Source organism: Metabacillus sp. KUDC1714 (assembly GCF_014217835.1).
Classification (GTDB): Bacteria; Bacillota; Bacilli; order Bacillales; family Bacillaceae; genus Metabacillus; species Metabacillus rhizosphaerae.
Map to the genome: position 1 here is coordinate 4,181,981 of NZ_CP055263.1, position 19,362 is coordinate 4,201,342.

17 protein-coding genes are annotated in these 19,362 nt (G+C 35.5%); all 17 read left to right on the forward strand.

All coding sequences use genetic code 11. The features are described 5' to 3' along the window. The first annotated feature begins 11 nt into the window (after positions 1–11). Positions 12–383 carry a DUF3397 domain-containing protein gene (locus HUW50_RS27610; protein ID WP_396652648.1) on the forward strand — a complete coding sequence of 124 codons (372 nt, stop codon included), beginning with the start codon at positions 12–14 and terminating at the stop codon, positions 381–383. 114 nt (positions 384–497) lie between these two features. Continuing rightward, positions 498–2,126 carry a bacillithiol biosynthesis cysteine-adding enzyme BshC gene (gene bshC, locus HUW50_RS19235; protein ID WP_066335928.1) on the forward strand — a complete coding sequence of 543 codons (1,629 nt, stop codon included), beginning with the start codon at positions 498–500 and terminating at the stop codon, positions 2,124–2,126. Positions 2,127–2,250: 124 nt separating this feature from the next. Then, on the forward strand, positions 2,251–2,682 hold the full coding sequence (gene mraZ / locus HUW50_RS19240) for a division/cell wall cluster transcriptional repressor MraZ (protein WP_066335924.1): 432 nt from the start codon (positions 2,251–2,253) through the stop codon (positions 2,680–2,682). Positions 2,683–2,756: 74 nt separating this feature from the next. After that, positions 2,757–3,695, forward strand: coding sequence for a 16S rRNA (cytosine(1402)-N(4))-methyltransferase RsmH (gene rsmH / locus HUW50_RS19245; protein ID WP_066335920.1), 939 nt, complete (start codon positions 2,757–2,759; stop codon positions 3,693–3,695). Positions 3,696–3,773: 78 nt separating this feature from the next. Next, on the forward strand, positions 3,774–4,142 hold the full coding sequence (gene ftsL, locus HUW50_RS19250) for a cell division protein FtsL (protein WP_066335916.1): 369 nt from the start codon (positions 3,774–3,776) through the stop codon (positions 4,140–4,142). A 114-nt stretch (positions 4,143–4,256) separates the two neighbouring features. Beyond that, positions 4,257–6,446: a penicillin-binding protein gene (locus tag HUW50_RS19255; protein ID WP_066335910.1), complete on the forward strand. Its 2,190-nt coding sequence runs from the start codon at positions 4,257–4,259 to the stop codon at positions 6,444–6,446. A gap of 159 nt (positions 6,447–6,605) precedes the next feature. Then, the gene (locus HUW50_RS19260) at positions 6,606–8,549 is read left to right on the forward strand and encodes a stage V sporulation protein D (protein WP_066335905.1); all 1,944 of its coding nucleotides are present in this window, start codon (positions 6,606–6,608) and stop codon (positions 8,547–8,549) included. A gap of 327 nt (positions 8,550–8,876) precedes the next feature. Then, positions 8,877–10,346 carry a UDP-N-acetylmuramoyl-L-alanyl-D-glutamate--2,6-diaminopimelate ligase gene (locus tag HUW50_RS19265; protein ID WP_066335899.1) on the forward strand — a complete coding sequence of 490 codons (1,470 nt, stop codon included), beginning with the start codon at positions 8,877–8,879 and terminating at the stop codon, positions 10,344–10,346. Between the two features lie 245 nt (positions 10,347–10,591). Next, entirely contained in the window at positions 10,592–11,566 is a 975-nt protein-coding gene (mraY, locus tag HUW50_RS19270) for a phospho-N-acetylmuramoyl-pentapeptide-transferase (RefSeq protein ID WP_066335890.1), read from the forward strand. Beyond that, on the forward strand, positions 11,567–12,922 hold the full coding sequence (gene murD, locus HUW50_RS19275; protein WP_066335886.1) for a UDP-N-acetylmuramoyl-L-alanine--D-glutamate ligase: 1,356 nt from the start codon (positions 11,567–11,569) through the stop codon (positions 12,920–12,922). 88 nt (positions 12,923–13,010) lie between these two features. Further along, positions 13,011–14,111: a stage V sporulation protein E gene (spoVE, locus tag HUW50_RS19280; RefSeq protein ID WP_066335881.1), complete on the forward strand. Its 1,101-nt coding sequence runs from the start codon at positions 13,011–13,013 to the stop codon at positions 14,109–14,111. 231 nt (positions 14,112–14,342) lie between these two features. Next, on the forward strand, positions 14,343–15,437 hold the full coding sequence (gene murG / locus HUW50_RS19285) for an undecaprenyldiphospho-muramoylpentapeptide beta-N-acetylglucosaminyltransferase (protein WP_066335875.1): 1,095 nt from the start codon (positions 14,343–14,345) through the stop codon (positions 15,435–15,437). A gap of 19 nt (positions 15,438–15,456) precedes the next feature. Further along, a complete protein-coding gene (gene murB / locus HUW50_RS19290) occupies positions 15,457–16,365 on the forward strand; it encodes a UDP-N-acetylmuramate dehydrogenase (protein WP_066335872.1) in 909 nt (302 codons plus the stop codon). Positions 16,366–16,673: 308 nt separating this feature from the next. Continuing rightward, positions 16,674–17,462, forward strand: a complete 789-nt coding sequence (locus tag HUW50_RS19295; RefSeq protein WP_066335869.1) for a cell division protein FtsQ/DivIB — start codon at positions 16,674–16,676, stop codon at positions 17,460–17,462. Further along, positions 17,452–18,156 (forward strand): DUF881 domain-containing protein, encoded by a 705-nt coding sequence (locus HUW50_RS19300; protein ID WP_066335969.1) that lies wholly within the window; start codon positions 17,452–17,454, stop codon positions 18,154–18,156. Before HUW50_RS19295 ends, HUW50_RS19300 begins: the two co-directional genes overlap by 11 nt. Positions 18,157–18,218: 62 nt before the next feature. After that, a complete protein-coding gene (locus HUW50_RS19305) occupies positions 18,219–18,947 on the forward strand; it encodes a DUF881 domain-containing protein (RefSeq protein WP_232329060.1) in 729 nt (242 codons plus the stop codon). 1 nt (position 18,948) lies between these two features. Next, positions 18,949–19,311: a small basic family protein gene (locus HUW50_RS19310; protein ID WP_066335864.1), complete on the forward strand. Its 363-nt coding sequence runs from the start codon at positions 18,949–18,951 to the stop codon at positions 19,309–19,311. Positions 19,312–19,362 lie beyond the last annotated feature (51 nt).

The following is a 19,362-nucleotide window of genomic DNA, read 5'->3' on the forward strand; positions in this document are numbered from 1 at the left end:
TAATGAAATGGATGATCTCATTTGCATTTGCTATACCTTTAGTTAATCTCGTTCTATTCTTTTTAATATTACGAATAGTTGTTAAGAATAAAAAGAAATCCATTTTGTTGACCTTAGACTTATCAACCCTATTCTTTATTGTATCTGTCCATTTTCATTTAATAACCATATTTGAGCAATCATTTCTAATTTATATCATTTTAGGATTATTATGTTTATCCATATTTGTTTATTATCTCGAATCCAATAGATCGAAGCCTCCTTCAATGACCATTGTTACAAAAAAGGTATGGCGGCTCTCATTTATCTTCTTTTTTATTAGTTACCTTTTTTTAACTATATACGGTATTGCAGCTGAAATTATTAAAAATGCATTTATTTAAGTGTAAAAAAATTAGGAAATTGATGGGGATTTGTAAGCAAAGTTTTTTCGTTTCAGCAACATAAGTGCTATACTCATCCTGTTATAATATTAACCTAGAAAGGAAGTTACATATATGGAGATTCTTGAACTCTCCCTGCGCTCTTCAAATCAATTTATGAATGACTTTAACGATCAGAAATTAAACAATGAAACATTCTTTGATTATAATATTCATACTAAAGAGGTTTTTCATAATAGAGTTGCGGATTTAAAAAATCGTTCCTTTCAGCGTGAAGAGATTTCAGCTTATTTGAAGCATTACGCAAAACGATTTTCAGAGAATAATGAGAAAGTATTAGAAAATATTGAGAGATTAAAACACCCTGAAAGTGTTGTTGTGATTGGTGGTCAACAAGCAGGGCTTTTAACCGGACCATTGTATACAATACATAAAATTATCTCGATTATCGTATTAGCTAAAAACCAAGAAAAGGAACTTGGGATTCCTGTTATTCCTGTTTTTTGGATTGCTGGAGAGGATCATGATTTTGCAGAAATTAATCATATATTCGCTGCTAAGGATCATGTTCCTAAGAAATTTGCGATTAAAGATTCTCCTCTTAAAAAACAATCTGTAAGTGATTTGACATTAAACCAGTCTAAGACCTTGGATTGGCTTGAACAAGTTTTTGAAGCATTTGGAGAAACAGATTATTCAAACAATTTACTAGATCAATTAATAAACTGTGTGAAACGCTCCACAACGTATGTAGAATTTTTTGAACATGTAATTATGAAGCTTTTTCGAAATGAAGGATTAGTTCTTGTTAATTCAGGGGATTCGGGTCTTCGTCAGCTGGAGAAGTGTTGTTTTCAATCAATTATCGATAACAATAGCAGTTTGTATGATGCAGTTAAAATCCAGCAAGAAGAAATGCGCTTACAAAGCTACAGTCCAATCATAGAAATGCCTGAAAATAGTGCAAATCTTTTTTATCATCATGAAGGAGAGCGTTTCCTTATAGAAAGAAAAAATAATGAAGAGTTTGTCGTACCTGGTATTGGTTTAACATTATCAAAAGCAGAATTAAACGATATCATAGAAACATATCCTCAAAAGCTGAGCAATAATGTTGTTACACGACCTATTATGCAGGAATACTTGTTTCCTACACTCGCATTTATTGCAGGGCCAGGAGAGGTTACATACTGGGCAGAATTAAAACGTGTATTTTCATGTGTAGAACTGAAGATGCCACCTGTTTTACCACGAATAATGATCACTTTACTTGAACGTTCTATTGAAAGAAATATGGCAGAAGCTGAATTGACGCTAGATGATGTTTTACATAATGGAGTAGAAAAATCAATCGAGACTTACCTAAAGTCAGTATCACCGGTTGATATGAATCCGCTTGTTGAAGAGGCCAAAAAGCAGGTTTCAGACATCCATGAAAAGCTAATAAAGTCGGCTCTAAAAATTGATAATAGCTTAGAACCGATGTTGAAAAAGAATGGTGCATTTATTCAAGAACAACTAGATTTTTTAAATCGTAGCGTAGAGAAAAGAAAACAACAGCAGCATGAGGTTCAGCTTTCGAAGTTTAAAGCGATTGAATTATCTTTGGTTCCAAATTTAAATCCACAAGAAAGAATGTGGAATGTATATTACTATTTAAATAAATTTGGACCGGATTTTGTTGGAGAATTGCTAAAATTGTCATATTCCTTTAATGATAAACATAAAATTGTCAAAATTTAAATAAAAGTTTTTTGAAAATCCTGTTATTACAGGGTTTTTTTTTTGTGTAAACAAAGGTAAAATAGGAAGTGGAGATAAGTGGGGGAAAGTGGTGAGTTGAGGGGAGAAAGTGGGGGCAACGAACATGTTTATGGGAGAATACCATCACACCATCGATTTAAAAGGCAGAATGATTGTCCCAGCTAAGTTCAGAGATGGACTAGGAGAAACGTTCGTTATCACTAGAGGCCTCGACCAATGCTTATTTGGTTACCCAATGAGTGAATGGAAGCAAATTGAAGAAAAACTTAAAGCTCTCCCGCTAACCAAAAAAGATGCTCGTGCATTCACCCGTTTTTTCTTTTCAGGTGCGACTGAATGTGAATTAGACAAACAAGGTCGTGTCAATCTCGCTACACCATTACTGCAATATGCAAAATTAGAGAAAGAGTGTGTTGTGATCGGCGTTTCAAATCGAATTGAACTATGGAGCAAGTCCAACTGGGAAAGTTATGTTGCTGAACAAGAAGATTCTTTTGAGGAAATTGCTGAAAATATGATTGATTTTGATATATAATCTTCACTTAAGCAAAAATGAGTAGCAGAGTGGACAAGCTAATAGAAAATTGATTTGAAAAGGTGGTACAACTTATGTTTGAACATACAACCGTTCTATTGAAGGAAACAGTCGACGGCTTACAAGTTAAGGAAGATGGTACATATGTTGATTGTACGTTAGGTGGTGCTGGTCACAGTAGCTATCTTCTTTCTAAATTATCGAAAGATGGGCACCTATTTGCATTTGATCAGGATGATATCGCATTAGCAAATGCTAAAGAAAAATTATCATCTTATGAAGGAAAGGTAACATTTATAAAAAGTAACTTCCGATACCTTACAGAAAAACTTGCAGAGCATGGTATTGAAAAGGTTGATGGGATTATTTTTGATTTAGGTGTCTCTTCACCACAATTGGATAATCCAGAAAGAGGATTTAGCTATCATCATGATGCTCCATTGGACATGAGAATGGACCAACAATCAGATGTATCTGCTTATGATGTTGTGAATCACTGGTCTTATGAAGATTTAGTAAGAATCTTTTTTAAATATGGTGAGGAAAAATTCTCAAAACAAATTGCGCGAAAAATTGAAGCACATCGGGAAAAAGAGCCAATTCGTACAACTGGAGAACTAGTAGAGATTATTAAAGAGGGGATACCAGCTCCGGCTCGCAGAAAAGGTGGACATCCTGCAAAACGTATTTTCCAAGCAATTAGGATTGCTGTAAACGATGAATTGAAGGTCTTTGAGGAGGCAATTGCACAATCAATTGAATTACTTAAACCAGAAGGAAGAGTAAGTGTCATTACTTTTCACTCTTTAGAAGATCGTATTTGCAAATCAGCCTTCAAGGAAGCGGCAACTCCACCTGAGCTTCCCCGTAACATGCCGTATTTACCTGAAGGTTACGAGCCTAAAATAAATATTGTTACAAGAAAACCAATCGTTCCATCTGAAATAGAATTAGAAGAAAACAACCGAGCCAGATCAGCTAAGTTAAGGATCGCTGAAAAAATTAAAAACTGAAGCACCATAGTCGAATATGACTTTTGAGCTGGTAAAACCCCAAATATTATTGTAGTAAAATAAAAGGAGGTTGCATGTATGAGTAATTTAGCGATGAAATTAGAACAGCAAAGACAGGAAAAACAACAGCAGCAACATATGCCTGTATCAGAACCAATTATTATTAAACGAAGAGCTTCAATAACAAATGGGGAAAAAATACTGATGATCTTAGTTGTTGGTCTTTTTATTATAGCTGCAGTAAATATTGTTACTAAAAGCTATACAGTATATCAAGCGAATATTGAAATACAGAAAACCGAAGCTAAAATAGAAGAACAAACAAAGCTAAATAGTGACCTCCACGTACAGGTTGAAGAGTTAAGTACATATGATCGAATTTGGGAAAAAGCTAAAGAGTTAGGTTTGAAATTAGATCAAAACAATGTGAAAAGTGTACAAGAATAACACAGATATAAGGGGAAAAAGCTGAGTTACACTAGTTATAAACGTGTAACCAGCTTTTTTTCATCACTCGATTGTTTCTATGTGGTAAAATAAACACACGAGTAGGAGGTCCTTATGAAGCTAACAGAGAAAAACACAAATATGAACAGAGGGGCAGCATTTCTATCTTTACTATTTGCACTGCTCTTTTTCACAATTTTTATCCGCTTTTTTTACATACAAGCAACTGGATCTGTCCATGGTGAAGCCCTTGCGGCAAAAGCAGAGGAATTATATGAAAGTCAACGAACAATTGAAGCTGAACGAGGAAAAATACTAGATAACAAAGGTGAAGTTATAGCTGAGGATAAAGCCTCATATAAGCTTGTCGCAATTCTTGATGATAAAATGACAACTAATCCAAAAAAACCACAGCATGTTGTTGATATACAGGAAACTGCTCAAAAGCTTGCTCCTTTAATTGAAATGAAAGTTAGTAAAGTAGAAGAGATTCTTTCAAAGGATTTAGATCAAGTCGAATTTGGAGCAGCAGGTCGTGATATAAGTCATACAATGAAAGAAGAAATAGCTAAATTAGAGCTTCCTGGTATTTCTTTTATTCGGGATACACAACGTTTTTATCCTAATGGTTTATTTGCCTCTCATTTAATAGGATATGCTCAAAAACAAGAGGACACGGGCGAAACAGTAGGGATGATGGGACTTGAAAAAACCCTTGAGAAATACCTACAAGAAGAAGACGGTTATGTAAAATACGAAAAGGATCATTATAATTGGAAGTTGCCAAATAGTAATGATGAAATCATTGCTCCGACAAATGGTAAAGATGTTTATTTAACAATTGATCAAAAGATTCAAACCTTTTTAGAAGACTCTATGAATCAAGTTGTTGATGAATTCTCACCAGAGAAAATCATAGGTGTTGTTGCAGATCCAAAAACGGGAAAAATCTTGGCTATGGCTCAACGACCGAGCTTTGATCCAAATATAAGGAATATTACATCTTATACTAATGATGTGATATCCTATGCCTTTGAACCTGGTTCAACAATGAAAATTTTTACGCTTGCTGCGGCCATTGAAGAAGGCGTTTATAATGGGAATGCAATGTTCCAGTCAGGATCTTACGATGTAGAAGGACCAGATATTAATGACCATAACAGTGGGCGTGGATGGGGACCGATCACCTATAACGAAGGAGTTCAGCGCTCCTCAAACGTCGCGTTTTCTATTATTGCCGATAAGCTACTAGGAGTCGACCGCTTATATCAATATTTAAATAAGTTTGGTTTCACATCAAAAACTGGAATTGATCTTCCGAATGAAGCTACTAGCAAAATAAACTATAATATGCATCGTGATAAAGTAACAACAGCATTTGGCCAAGCATCAGCAGTTACGCCGATTCAGCAAATTCAGGCTGCTACTGCGATTGCAAATAATGGAAAAATGATGAAACCATATGCAATTGAAAAAATTGTTAACCCAGATGACGATACAGTTGTGAAAGAAACGAAACCTAAAGCTGTAGGTCAGCCTATTTCAGAAAAAACAGCAAAAGAAGTATTAGATATATTAGAAACCGTTGTTAGCTCTGAAAAGGGGACAGGAAAGTCATTTCGCATCGAAGGATATAAAGTTGCTGGAAAAACAGGAACTGCCCAAATTTATTCACCATCAGGTGGGTATTTATCAGGAAATGATAATCATGTGTTTTCATTTTTAGGAATGGCTCCAAAAGATGATCCTGAATTAATCGTTTACGTGGCAGTGCAAAAGCCGAAATTAGAAGGGAAAGCCGGTTCAGTTCCTGTCTCAATGATTTTCAATACTGTCATGAAGAATAGCTTACAGTATTTGCAAATTGATCCAACTGAAGAAATGGAGAGCGCAGATAAAAGCAAAACAGTAGAGGAAGGAATCAAGCTTCCTACACTGGTAGGAATGAAGCCTACTGATGCAGAACACCAGTTAGAGGAATTAGGGCTAGAGCCGATCATTCTTGGTAACGGACAAGAGATTATCGCTCAATACCCCGAGGTAGAAACACCTATCATCGTAAATGAGAAAGTGTTACTGCAAACTTCTGAAAATGTAAAAATGCCTAATATGACTGGTTGGTCTAAGAGAGATGTAATGAAATTGGGTAATCTGATAGATTTATCAGTTAATTCCGAAGGTTCTGGCTATGTTACTAAGCAAAGTATAAAGAAGGATAGTGTATTGAAAAAAGGCGATGTATTATCCGTAACTTTAAAGACAACTATAGTTAAGAAACAAACTGAAGAAAAAGAAGAGGACTAAATGGTGATTTTATGGATTGGCCTACTATAAGGTCAATCCTTTTTTTTTAGAAGTGTTTATTAGACTTTAAGACACCAGAGTTTCCTTTATTTCTATTGTTCTAACTCCTGTCGTACAAGCATATATTTGAACGAGCCTAGACAAGGGGGAGTAGAGGATATGCGTGTTTCGAATGTAACCGTTAGAAAGCGTCTTGCATTAACGTTGCTATTCGGTTTGTTAATTTTTTTAGTGATTGATATACGTCTAGGGTATGTTCAATTTTTTCTTGGATCTTCATTAACTTCTGGTGCAAAAGATCTATGGAGTAGAAATATACCGTTTGAACCTGAGCGTGGGGAAATTTTAGATCGTAACGGTGTTGAACTTGCAACAAATATGAGTGCTCCTACCATATATGTTGTCCCAAGACAAATTGAAAATCCTGCAGATACCGCTAAAAAGCTGGCAGCCGTGTTAAATATGTCGGAGGAGAAGGCATATAAACATGTCACTAAAAAAGAATCGATTGAATGGATTAATCCTGAAGGTAGAAAAATATCTCATGCAAAGGCAAATGAAGTAAGAGAGTTAAATTTAAAAGGGGTTTACATAGCTGAGGATTCCAAGCGCTACTATCCGTTTGGTAGCTATTTATCACATGTTCTTGGCTTTGCTGGGATTGATAACCAAGGTTTATTAGGTTTAGAATCCTATTATGATAAGCAGTTAAAAGGTGAAAAAGGATATGTGAAATTTTTCTCAGATGCAAAAGGCCAAAGGATGCCAGGTGAAGCGGATGACTATACAGCACCAGTTGATGGCAACAATTTAAAGCTTACGATTGATACTCGAGTCCAAACAATTATTGAGCGTGAATTAGATAATGTGCAGGCAACGTATAATCCTGATGGTATTATAGCCATTGCAATGAATCCTAATAATGGCGAGATTTTAGCGATGTCAAGTCGGCCAGATTTTGATCCTGCTAAATTCCAGGAAGTTGATCCAACAGTATACAATCGGAATTTACCTGTTTGGAGTAATTACGAACCTGGTTCTACATTCAAAATTATTACTTTAGCGGCAGCACTTGAAGAAGAAAAGGTGAATCTTGAAAAAGACACGTTTAATGATAGTGGATCTGTTGAGGTTGATGGTGCTAGATTACGGTGTTGGAAAAGAGGGGGACATGGTCACCAAACATTCCTAGAAGTCGTTCAAAATTCCTGTAACCCTGGTTTTGTTGAACTAGGACAAAGACTTGGAGAAGAAACACTCTTTAAGTACATTAAAGACTTTGGCTTTGGGCAAAAAACAGGTATTGACTTACAGGGTGAAGGTAGAGGTATTTTGTTTAATCCGGAAAAAGTTGGACCTGTTGAGCTTGCGACAACCGCATTCGGACAAGGGGTATCTGTTACCCCGATTCAACAGGTGGCGGCTGTATCAGCAGCAGTAAATGGGGGGATATTATATACACCATATATTGCTAAGGAATGGGTAGATCCCGTAACAAATGAAGTGATTAGTAGACAAACACCGGAAGCGAAGAAACGAGTCATTTCTGAGGAAACATCGAAAGAGATTCGTTATGCACTTGAAAGTGTAGTTGCACTTGGGACAGGGAGAAATGCATATGTAGACGGTTATCGAGTTGGTGGGAAAACAGGTACAGCCCAAAAGGTTAAAGATGGAAGATATATGGAGAACAACCATATCGTTTCATTTATTGGATTTGCTCCTGCTGACGATCCACAAATTGTTGTCTATGTAGCAGTTGATAATCCTAAAGGTACGATCCAATTCGGGGGTACTGTTGCTGCTCCAATTGTAGGTAATATTATGCGTGATGCATTACCAGAGCTAGGTGTAAAACCTAGAAAGGAACAAATTGAAAAGGAATATAAATGGCTGGACACAAAATTAGTCGAAATACCGAATATTATAGGGTTGACTAAACAAGAACTATCGGAGCAATTTGTTAATTTGAAGCTTGATGTAGCAGGAGAAGGAGATGTTGTTGTGCAGCAATCCCCAAATGTTGGTGTAAAAGTGAAAGAAGGTTCGACATTACGTGTTTATTTAGGTGAAAGTGAAAAGAAATTTGATGATAAAGAATAAATTGCAAGAAAGCATGACATTCGCTTGATTCTAGATGTCACGCTTTCTTTCTGTTTTTCATTTTCTTAAGCATTAATATTCTAAATAATAAAACTTCTAAATATAGACCTGCTTTTTCAAAAGAAAATGAAACGAAGGATGGCTCTTTTTTTATAAGTAAGATAAAATAAGTACGGAGAACATTCTGTATATGCTTCAATCAACCAAAAAGCTTTGGTAAATAGCTCGTTTTCTTTATAAAGTTGAATGAATGGTAACATAAGTTAATGATTCTTATCTACATTCAATTAAACGTGCATAGACCTTGTAGTGAAAGTAGGAATAATAATGAAATTAAACGAATTGCTTACATATTTACACGAACATGAAATTGTTACGAAAGAAAATCCGATGATCACATCAATTGAGATGGACTCTAGGGAAATTAAGAAGGGTAGCTTATTTATTTGTATTAACGGCTATACAGTTGATGGTCATGATTATGCCAGAAAAGCTCAAGAAAGTGGAGCGGTGGCGATTCTTGCTGAAAGACCATTGGACGATTTACAAATTCCAGTAGTTTTAGTGAAAGATTCAAAAAGAGCAATGGCTGTGTTGGCGGATATTTATTATGGTCAGCCTACACATAATATGCATCTTATTGGTGTTACTGGAACGAATGGAAAAACGACAACAACACATATAATTGAAAAAATACTTAATGAAGCAACTAAAAAAACAGGGTTAATCGGAACCATGTACATAAAAATAGCAGATGAATTAAAAAATGTAAAAAACACGACTCCGGAAAGCTTGACTCTTCAAAAAACGTTCCATGAGATGAGAGAGAAAGAGGTAACACATGCGATAATGGAGGTTTCCTCTCATGCGCTTCATTTAGGAAGAATTCACGGCTGTGATTTCAATGTTGCAGTCTTTACAAATTTAACCCAGGACCATCTAGATTATCATAAAACGATGGAATCTTATAAGTATGCTAAAGGCCTTCTCTTTGCTCAATTAGGTAATCGTTTTGATCATGAAGATGTAAAAATTGCCGTTTTAAATGCCGATGAAGAGGCATCTGAAGAATTTATAAAAATGACTGCTGCAAAAATTTTGACGTATGGAATTGAAACCTCTGCAGATGTGATGGCAAAAGAAATTAAAATGACGTCAAAAGGTACAGAATTTGACTTGTTTACACCAGTAGGTACAAAAAAAGTAACGATCAATATGGTTGGAAAATTTAGTATTTATAATGTTCTAGCAGCAGTTTCGGCTTGTTTAGCATCATCTATTGACTTAGATACAATTATCCAAGCAATTGAAGTAATGGAGGGTGTTAGAGGGCGTTTTGAACTTGTTGATGGAGGGCAAGACTTTACTGTTATCGTTGACTACGCTCATACTCCAGATAGTCTAGAAAATGTTTTACAAACGATAAAGCAATTTGTAGAAGGCAAAATCTTTTGTGTTGTTGGCTGTGGAGGAGATAGAGATAGAACGAAAAGACCGCTTATGGCTAGAATTGCTACTGAATATAGTGATGAGCCAATTTTCACTTCTGATAATCCGAGGAGTGAAGATCCATCCATGATTCTTAAAGATATGGAAGCTGGAGTTAGTGGAGAACATTATCATTTGATTTCTAATCGTGAAAAGGCAATCCACTTCGCAGTTGAACATGCTAAAAAGGGAGATGTAATCTTAATTGCAGGGAAAGGGCATGAAACATACCAAATCATTGGCAACGAAACATTCGATTTTGATGATAAAGAGATTGCGTTAAAGGCAATCAATAATCAAAATAAGTGAAAAATAGCAAAACTGGTGCTCATACCCAAGAAAACTAATCTATTTATGAAATGAAATGAATAAAATGATGTAGTTCAGGCCTCATTTCTTTCATAGAATAGGTAACAAAGGATAGAAAGAGAAGTTGATAAAATGAATGATTTTAGATTTGAGAAACATATTAAAGAAAATAGCTCATATGATATTCTCGTAAATTACCTACACGTAATTTGGGGAAAAACGAATAAAGATGGGGGGGAGCCTACATGCTAGAGCAGGTTATATTAATTACACTCGTAATGGGATTCTTAATAAGTGTACTATTATCTCCCATCATTATTCCTTTTCTTAGGAGGTTGAAGTTCGGCCAGAGTATTAGAGAAGAAGGACCTAAATCACATCAAAAGAAATCAGGAACTCCTACAATGGGTGGAGTAATGATCATATTCTCGATTATCATTACAACAATTGTGATGACAGGGAAATTTTCTCAACTAAGTGTTGAGATGTATTTATTACTGTTTGTAACTGTTGGTTACGGTTTACTAGGATTTTTAGATGATTTTATAAAGGTTGTCATGAAAAGAAACCTTGGGTTAACCTCAAGACAAAAATTACTCGGCCAGGTGATTATTGCAGTCATCTTCTATATTATCTTTACACAATATGGATTTTCAACCGAGATTGGTTTACCTGGTACCTCACTTTCATTTGATTTAGGTTGGGGCTATGTTGTACTTGTCATCTTTATGCTGGTAGGTGGATCAAATGCAGTTAACCTAACTGATGGATTAGATGGTTTATTATCAGGAACTTCTGCAGTAGCGTTTGGGGCATTTGCCGTACTAGCATGGAATCAATCTCAATATGATGTTGCGATTTTTTCAGTTGCGGTAGTTGGTGCAGTACTTGGATTTTTAGTCTTTAATGCACATCCTGCTAAGGTATTTATGGGGGATACGGGTTCACTTGCACTAGGTGGTGCAATAGTAACGATTGCAATCTTAACAAAATTAGAAATATTGCTTGTTTTAATCGGTGGCGTGTTCGTAATTGAGACATTATCGGTTATTATTCAGGTTATATCATTTAAAACAACAGGTAAAAGAGTATTCAAAATGAGCCCACTGCATCATCACTACGAATTAGTTGGATGGTCAGAATGGAGAGTAGTTGTTACGTTCTGGACAATTGGGCTTGTCTTCGCAGTGCTTGGAATCTATATCGAGGTGTGGTTGTAAGTGAAAAGGATTAGTGATTATTTACATAAAGAGGTATTAGTTATAGGGTTAGCAAAAAGCGGCTTAGCGTCCGCTAAATTATTACATCAGCTTGGTGCAAATGTAACAGTAAATGATTTGAAAGCAACTGATACAGATGCAGCGGTCGAGGAGTTAAGAGACCTTGGAATTCAGGTTGTTTGTGGAGATCATCCACTTTCATTAATAAAGGATAAGACGATTGATTTAGTCGTGAAAAACCCTGGAATACCATATTCAAACCCTTTGGTAGCTCTTGCTGTGGAAAAAAATCTCCCAGTTATTACTGAAGTGGAGTTAGCTTATAAAATATCAGAAGCTGATATTATTGCTATTACTGGTTCAAATGGAAAAACAACAACAACAACATTAATTTATGAAATGCTTAAAGAAGATCAAAAACAACCTTTAATTGCAGGGAATATTGGGACAGTTGCATGTGAAGTTGCACAAAATGCTACTAGCGACAATGTTATTGTGATGGAATTGTCATCCTTTCAACTATTAGGAACAATTGAATTTAAACCTGCTATTGCCATTATTTTAAATATCTTTGAAGCACATTTAGATTATCACGGAACGAAAGATGAGTACGTGTTTGCAAAGGGGAAAATTTATCAGAATCAATCTGGGTCTGATGTATCAATAATTAATTTAGATGATCAGGAGGTTTGTGAGCGTTCTGAAAAATCTCATGCAGAGAAACTGTTTTTCTCGACAACAAGAGAACTCGAAAGTGGTACATATATCAAGGATGAAAGTATTTGGTTTAAAAATGAACGCGTAATTTATTTAAAAGATATCGTTTTACCAGGTGTTCATAATCTAGAAAATATATTAGCTGCTGTTTCCGCCGTCAAATTAAAAGGTGTTTCAAATGAATCAATTAAAAAGGTTCTTACGTCATTTACAGGTGTAAAACACAGACTTCAATTTGTAGATACAATTGAAAGTCGCCGTTTTTATAATGATTCAAAGGCAACAAATATTCTAGCAACTAGTAAAGCACTACAGGCGTTTTCTATGCCGACTATTTTACTAGCAGGTGGTCTTGACCGCGGAAATGAATTTGATGAGCTGAAGCCTTACTTGGATAACGTGAAAGCAATGGTTCTCTTTGGGGAAACTGCACCTAAGTTAGAAAGAATAGCAAATGAAAGTGGAATAGAAGTCATCAAACGTGTCGATAATGTGGAACAAGCAGTATCTGCGGCATTTCAAATTTCCGAAGAAGAAGATGTCATACTTTTATCTCCAGCATGTGCAAGCTGGGACCAGTACAAAACTTTTGAGGAAAGAGGAGACATTTTTATTCATGCCGTGCATAAGCTTAAGTAAGGGCTTGTACAATTTTTTTTAGACAATGAAAATGGCGCTTGCACTTTTCTTAATAGCCCTTAAATAAAAGGTACAGGGGTGTTCGGCGTTGACAGCAAAAAGGTCTACACCAGACTTTATATTAGTTATCCTTACGTTGCTTCTTTTAACAATCGGTCTCATTATGGTGTACAGTGCCAGTGCGGTGTGGGCGACGTATAAATTCGATGATTCTTTCTTTTTTGCTAAGCGTCAGCTTTTATTTGCCGGGGTTGGTGTCATCGCAATGTTCTTCTTAATGAATGTTGATTATTGGACATGGAGATCGTGGGCGAAAATGTTAATCATTATTTGCTTTTTTCTCTTAATTGCCGTTTTGATCCCAGGAATTGGCATGGAGCGAAATGGATCAAGAAGTTGGATAGGGGTCGGTGCATTTTCTATCCAACCTTCAGAGTTTATGAAACTGGCGATGATCGCTTTTTTAGCGAAATTTTTGTCGGAAAACCAAAAGAAAATCACTTCATTTAAAAAAGGGCTAGTGCCTTCCTTAGGACTTGTTTTTACTGCGTTTGGTATCATTATGTTGCAACCAGATTTAGGTACAGGAACAGTTATGGTCGGAACCTGTATTGTTATGATTTTCGTATCAGGGGCAAGAGTCATTCATTTTGTCTGGCTCGGACTATTAGGTGTAGCAGGATTTGTTGCACTTGTATTATCTGCTCCATATCGGATTAAACGGATTACATCATTTTTAGATCCTTGGGAAGATCCACTTGGTAGTGGTTTTCAAATCATCCAGTCTTTGTATGCAATAGGACCTGGTGGATTATTTGGTTTAGGTCTAGGGCAAAGTAGACAGAAGTTTTTCTACCTGCCAGAACCACAAACTGATTTTATCTTTGCAATATTAGCTGAAGAACTAGGGTTTATTGGAGGATCTCTCGTACTTTTACTTTTTGGCTTGCTCCTTTGGCGAGGAGTGAGAATTGCGCTCGGTGCTCCTGACTTATATGGAAGCTTTTTAGCAATCGGAATTATCACAATGGTCGCAATCCAAGTTATGATCAATGTGGGGGTTGTAACAGGGCTAATGCCAGTAACGGGGATTACGTTGCCATTCCTAAGCTATGGAGGATCATCGCTTACCTTAATGTTAATGGCGATTGGTGTTTTATTAAATGTAAGTAGGTACTCTAAATTTTAATTTCAGAAACAATCACCAAGGGTTTATCATTTATCTAAGGAACCTTCATGTATGGATTCACTTAATAATGACATAATGAGGCTGACGATAGCGAAGAGACAGACTTTAGGCTAATATCTATGCCTTTAGTTAGTATCTTCATAGTCAGCCTTAATCACGTTTCCATGTGAAAAGCATTGGCGTCAAACGATATACATACTAAAAAAATTCCATTAAAATGGGGGAGCTATCATGAAAGTAGTTGTTAGTGGTGGAGGAACAGGCGGGCATATTTATCCTGCGCTTGCATTAATAAATGAAATAAAGAAACATAATTCTAATGTTGAATTTTTATATATAGGGACTGAAAATGGGTTAGAAAAAGGCATTGTTGAGCGGTCAGAAATTGACTTTAAAGCAATTGAAATTACGGGCTTTAAACGGAGGCTTTCATTTGAAAATGTAAAAACAGTAACGCGGTTTTTAAAGGGCGTCTCAGTTAGTAAAAAATACTTAAAAGATTTTAAGCCAGATGTTGTCATTGGGACTGGAGGTTATGTATGTGGTCCTGTTGTATATGCAGCATCTAAACTGAACATCCCGACGGTTATTCACGAACAAAATAGCCTACCAGGTGTAACAAATAAATTTTTAGCACGTTATGTCAATAAAATTGCAATCTGTTTTGAAGATGCAAAAAAGTATTTTCCAGAGCATAAAGTAGTATTAACAGGTAATCCAAGAGCTTCAGAAGTTTTAGGTCAAGACCCAGAAAAAGGGAGACGATCGTTAGGTCTAAAAGACAATCTTAAAACAGTGTTAATTTTTGGAGGAAGCCGTGGGGCAAAAGCAATTAATGAAGCTGTTTTACAAATGATACCGGCACTTGCAAAAAAGCCGTACCAGGTCGTTTATGTCACTGGGGAGGTCCATTATGATAAAGTAATGGAGGAAATGAGGTCATTAAAGGATTCATCAAATGTCATCATTAAACCGTTTATCCACAACATGCCAGAGGTTTTATCAGCTGTTGATTTAATTGTCTCTAGAGCGGGCGCGACCTCATTAGCAGAAATAACAGCATTAGGATTACCGAGTATATTAATTCCTAGTCCGTATGTAACAGCTAACCATCAAGAAAAAAATGCTAGCTCATTAAGTGATCATGAAGCTGCAATTATGCTTCGCGAACAAGAACTAAATGGAAACTTATTACTATCGAAAATTGAAGGAATTTTACTAAACGATATGAAATTAACTGAAATGAAAAGAGCATCAAAAGAATTGGGAATTCCAGATGCTGCTTTGCGAGTTTATCAAGTAATGAAGGAAATTTCAATGAAATAAACGCATTTAGGAGGTTGTTATGTCTACTTTATATCAAGATTTAATTGAAGCGAATATCGGAAAGGTCCTTGAGAATGAACCTTTAGCAAAGCATACAACGATGAAAATTGGTGGCCCTGCAGAGATTTTTATAGAACCGAGCAACAGTGAACACCTAACTAAAGCTTTCCGCATTATAAAAAAACATAATGTAAAGTGGAGAGCTATTGGCAGGGGATCAAATCTTCTTGTTGCAGACCAGGGAATTGAGGGTGTTGTAATTAAGCTTGGTTTAGGAATGGATGATTTTGAATTAAATGGAGATACCCTTACTGTTGGCGGTGGATATTCTATCATAAAACTTGCAACAATTATTAGTAAAAAAGGTTTATCAGGTTTAGAATTTTCCAGTGGAATACCAGGATCAATTGGTGGTGCCGTGTACATGAATGCTGGGGCACACGGAGCCGATATGTCAAAAATTCTTGTTAAAGCACATATTTTGTTTGAAGATGGTACGTTGGAATGGTTAACAAATGAAGAGATGAAGTTTTCCTACAGAACTTCTATTCTCCAAGAGGAAAGACCTGGAATATGCATCGGTGCGGTTTTAAAATTGCAAAAAGGGGAAAAAGAAAATATTGTCGCTGTTATGCAAAAAAATAAAGATTACAGGAGAGATACTCAGCCTTGGAATTATCCATGTGCAGGAAGTATTTTTCGAAATCCCCTACCGAATTATGCAGGTCAACTAGTGGAGGACGCTGGATTGAAAGGTTATCAAATCGGTGGTGCAAAAATCTCAGAAATGCACGGAAACTTTATCGTAAATGCAGGTGGAGCAACAGCACAAGATGTGTTAGATCTTATTGATTTTGTCAAAAAAACCATCTATGAAAAATATGAGGTATCGATGGAAACAGAAGTTGAAATAATAGGTCTTAAATAGGCACAAACCTCCCAATAATTTCATTTCCTGTGTTATAATAACCATTAAGATCCATTGGTCAATGAGTTACGTTAAAATGATATATTTTGTCGTTAAAAATGACTTTTTTATAGATAAAACAAACGGCATATAAAATGCCGTTTGTTTTATCGTTTAACATATATAGCGACTTTTCGTATGTTTTCGAAAAAAAATAACCAATTGTTAAGTTGTTTTTTTCCGTAATCAAAACGAGTGCTATGAAAGACAATGTCAAAAAATTGAATCAAAGATTGCCTAGAGTGTCTGCTAGGATGGGGTGAAAATGATTGGAAAAAAAAGTTGTTTCGTTAGAGGACCGCATACCAAAGTTACAGCAGCAGCGAAAACAGAAGACAAACCGTAGACTAATTTCATTTTTATCCGTGTTTTTTCTCTTGATTTTGCTTGTAATCTACTTTCAATCTCCCTTAAGTAAGGTTGCGAGTATATCTGTTAAAGGAAATAAAACGGTTGATTCGGAAAAGATCATTGAATTGAGTGGAATAACCACCTCATCTGGTTTTTGGAGTATCAATACAGATCAAGTAACAAATGCTGTCGAGAGTCTTTTACAAATAAAAGATGTAAAGGTAGAGAAGAAATTACCTAACGATATTGTTTTAGTTATTGAAGAGCATGACAGTATTGCTTATCTTGAAAAGGAAGGTTCCTATTTACCTATTCTTGAAAATGGACAAGTATTAAAGGATAAAAAGGAGACAGCTCCTGCAGATGCTCCTGTTTTAATTGATTGGAAACGTGATGAAGATATACAGGTTATGATAAGTGAATTAAAAAAACTATCACCAGGCGTTTTTAATTCAATCTCTGAGATCCATCATACTCCTGGGAAAACCGATCCTTGGTTAGTTCGACTTTATATGAATGATGGTTATGAAGTGATTGCTTCAGTTCGTACTTTTTCAAAGAAAATGGACGCATACCCTTCTATTGTTAGTCAACTTGATGAAAACAGCATAGGAGTTATTCATTTGGAAGTAGGCTCTTACTTTGAATCCTATAAACCGCTACAGACAGAGGAGGAAGCTGAAAGTGAAAATGAAACTGAGGGGTAGTTATGTTATTTTATCCCTTGTCCTTCTCGTTTTAGGGTTTTTAATTTCTTACTCATATCAGCTTACAAAAGAAAGAAATCAAAATCGAACAATATCTGCTGAACAATGGGATAAAGAGTATGAAACAAGATCTTTACTTATTAACAATGAAGAAATAAATCGAGATTTACAAAAGGAATTATATGCAAAACAAGAGGAAGTTAAGCAAATTGAAGAATCATTAAAGGATCAAAAGCAGGTTTATTATAATCTTGTAGAAGATGTAGAAAAATATCGTATGTATGTGGGCGATTTACCAGTGGTTGGAAAAGGAGTGCAAGTGACGTTAGAGGATGCATCTTATATACCTGAAGGCGATAATGTTAATAATTATATCGTGCATGAGAGTCATATATTTAATGTTATTAACGAACTTTATATTTCAGGTGCAGATGCTATCTCCATTAACGGCCAAAGATTATCAAGTGATTCCTATATATATTGTAATGGACCTGTTGTAACTGTTGATGGAAATCAATTTCCCGCTCCTTTTGTTATTTCTGCAATAGGTGATCCTAATGTCTTACTCTCAGCGTTGAATATTGCTGGTGGTATTATCGATCAATTAGCTTATGATCATATTGTGGTAACAGTTGAAAAAAATGAGGAAATTAAAATGGATCCTTTATTACAAGAGCAAAAGACCCAGTCATAGGAGTATCTACATACTGTTTTAAAGAGAGAAAGAATACATGTAAAGACAGATAGGTGGATGATTTGAAGCAAACGAATTGGAAAAAGGGTATGAGTTTTTCTTTTTTAACGATGATATTTGGATTAATGCTTGCGATTCAATTTCAAACAATTAAAGAACCTATTGTACGAGATACACGTGATATGTGGCAGCTTAGGGAAGACTTAAAAAAGGAACAACAATTGCAAGTTGAACTGCTTTCTGAAATAAGAAAATATAATGAAATTATCGAAACATATGAAGCAGAAGAAAATCAAAATCCAGAAGTAGCTTTAAAAGAAACATTAAATGTATTAAAAGAAGAGGCAGGTCTAACTGAAGTTACCGGACCTGGTATTATCATTACAATTAACAGATTGTTTTCTGAAGAATTGATTGGTGAACCGTTACCAAATATCTCACCTGAACTGTTAAAACGCTTAATAAATGAATTAAATTCTTATGATGCCGAAGAAATTTCGATTCAAGGAAGGCGAGTAATTAATTCTACAGTGATAAGAGATATTAATGGACAAACGAAAATGGACAACTATAGCTTACATACATATCCAATTGAGATTAAAGTAATCTCAGAAAATGCTGATAAGCTCTATAATCGGATGAACGCTTCGACAACTGACGAAGATTTTGCGATTGATAACTTGAGTCTATCCGTTTCTAACCCAATTGATAGCATGACAATACCTGCATATGAAGATACAATTCGTGTTAAAAATATGAAGCCATTAGAAATCGAAGAAGGGGGAAAATAAAATGTGGCTTCCTATATTAGGTCTTATTCTTGGTGTCTTTTTAGGATTGATATCAGAGATGCGTATTCCCCCAGAGTACTCAAATTATTTATCAATAGCTATATTAGCTGCACTTGATACATTGTTAGGTGGAATCCGAGCACATCTTCAAGATATTTACGATGAAACGGTGTTCGTTTCAGGTTTTTTCTTTAACATTATTTTAGCTGCAAGTTTAGCTTTTCTCGGTGTTCATCTTGGTGTAGACTTATACTTAGTAGCTGTCTTTGCATTTGGTGTAAGACTTTTCCAAAATATTGCGGTTATTAGAAGAATTTTGATATCAAAATGGTCTATTTCTAGAGGAAAGTTGAAAAAAAATTGAATATTTAAAAGGGAATATCAAGTATTTGACGAATAAACACTATTAAGGCAA

What these genes read in the sequence shown, in the direction of transcription:
- mraY (WP_066335890.1), top strand. Translation starts at nt 10,592, where the DNA reads ATGCTAGAGCAGGTTATATTAATTACACTCGTAATGGGATTCTTAATA.
- HUW50_RS19255 (WP_066335910.1), top strand. Translation starts at nt 4,257, where the DNA reads ATGAAGCTAACAGAGAAAAACACAAATATGAACAGAGGGGCAGCATTT.
- HUW50_RS19310 (WP_066335864.1), top strand. Translation starts at nt 18,949, where the DNA reads ATGTGGCTTCCTATATTAGGTCTTATTCTTGGTGTCTTTTTAGGATTG.
- mraZ (WP_066335924.1), top strand. Translation starts at nt 2,251, where the DNA reads ATGTTTATGGGAGAATACCATCACACCATCGATTTAAAAGGCAGAATG.
- HUW50_RS19260 (WP_066335905.1), top strand. Translation starts at nt 6,606, where the DNA reads ATGCGTGTTTCGAATGTAACCGTTAGAAAGCGTCTTGCATTAACGTTG.
- HUW50_RS27610 (WP_396652648.1), top strand. Translation starts at nt 12, where the DNA reads ATGATCTCATTTGCATTTGCTATACCTTTAGTTAATCTCGTTCTATTC.
- murB (WP_066335872.1), top strand. Translation starts at nt 15,457, where the DNA reads ATGTCTACTTTATATCAAGATTTAATTGAAGCGAATATCGGAAAGGTC.
- ftsL (WP_066335916.1), top strand. Translation starts at nt 3,774, where the DNA reads ATGAGTAATTTAGCGATGAAATTAGAACAGCAAAGACAGGAAAAACAA.
- murG (WP_066335875.1), top strand. Translation starts at nt 14,343, where the DNA reads ATGAAAGTAGTTGTTAGTGGTGGAGGAACAGGCGGGCATATTTATCCT.
- rsmH (WP_066335920.1), top strand. Translation starts at nt 2,757, where the DNA reads ATGTTTGAACATACAACCGTTCTATTGAAGGAAACAGTCGACGGCTTA.
- HUW50_RS19265 (WP_066335899.1), top strand. Translation starts at nt 8,877, where the DNA reads ATGAAATTAAACGAATTGCTTACATATTTACACGAACATGAAATTGTT.
- bshC (WP_066335928.1), top strand. Translation starts at nt 498, where the DNA reads ATGGAGATTCTTGAACTCTCCCTGCGCTCTTCAAATCAATTTATGAAT.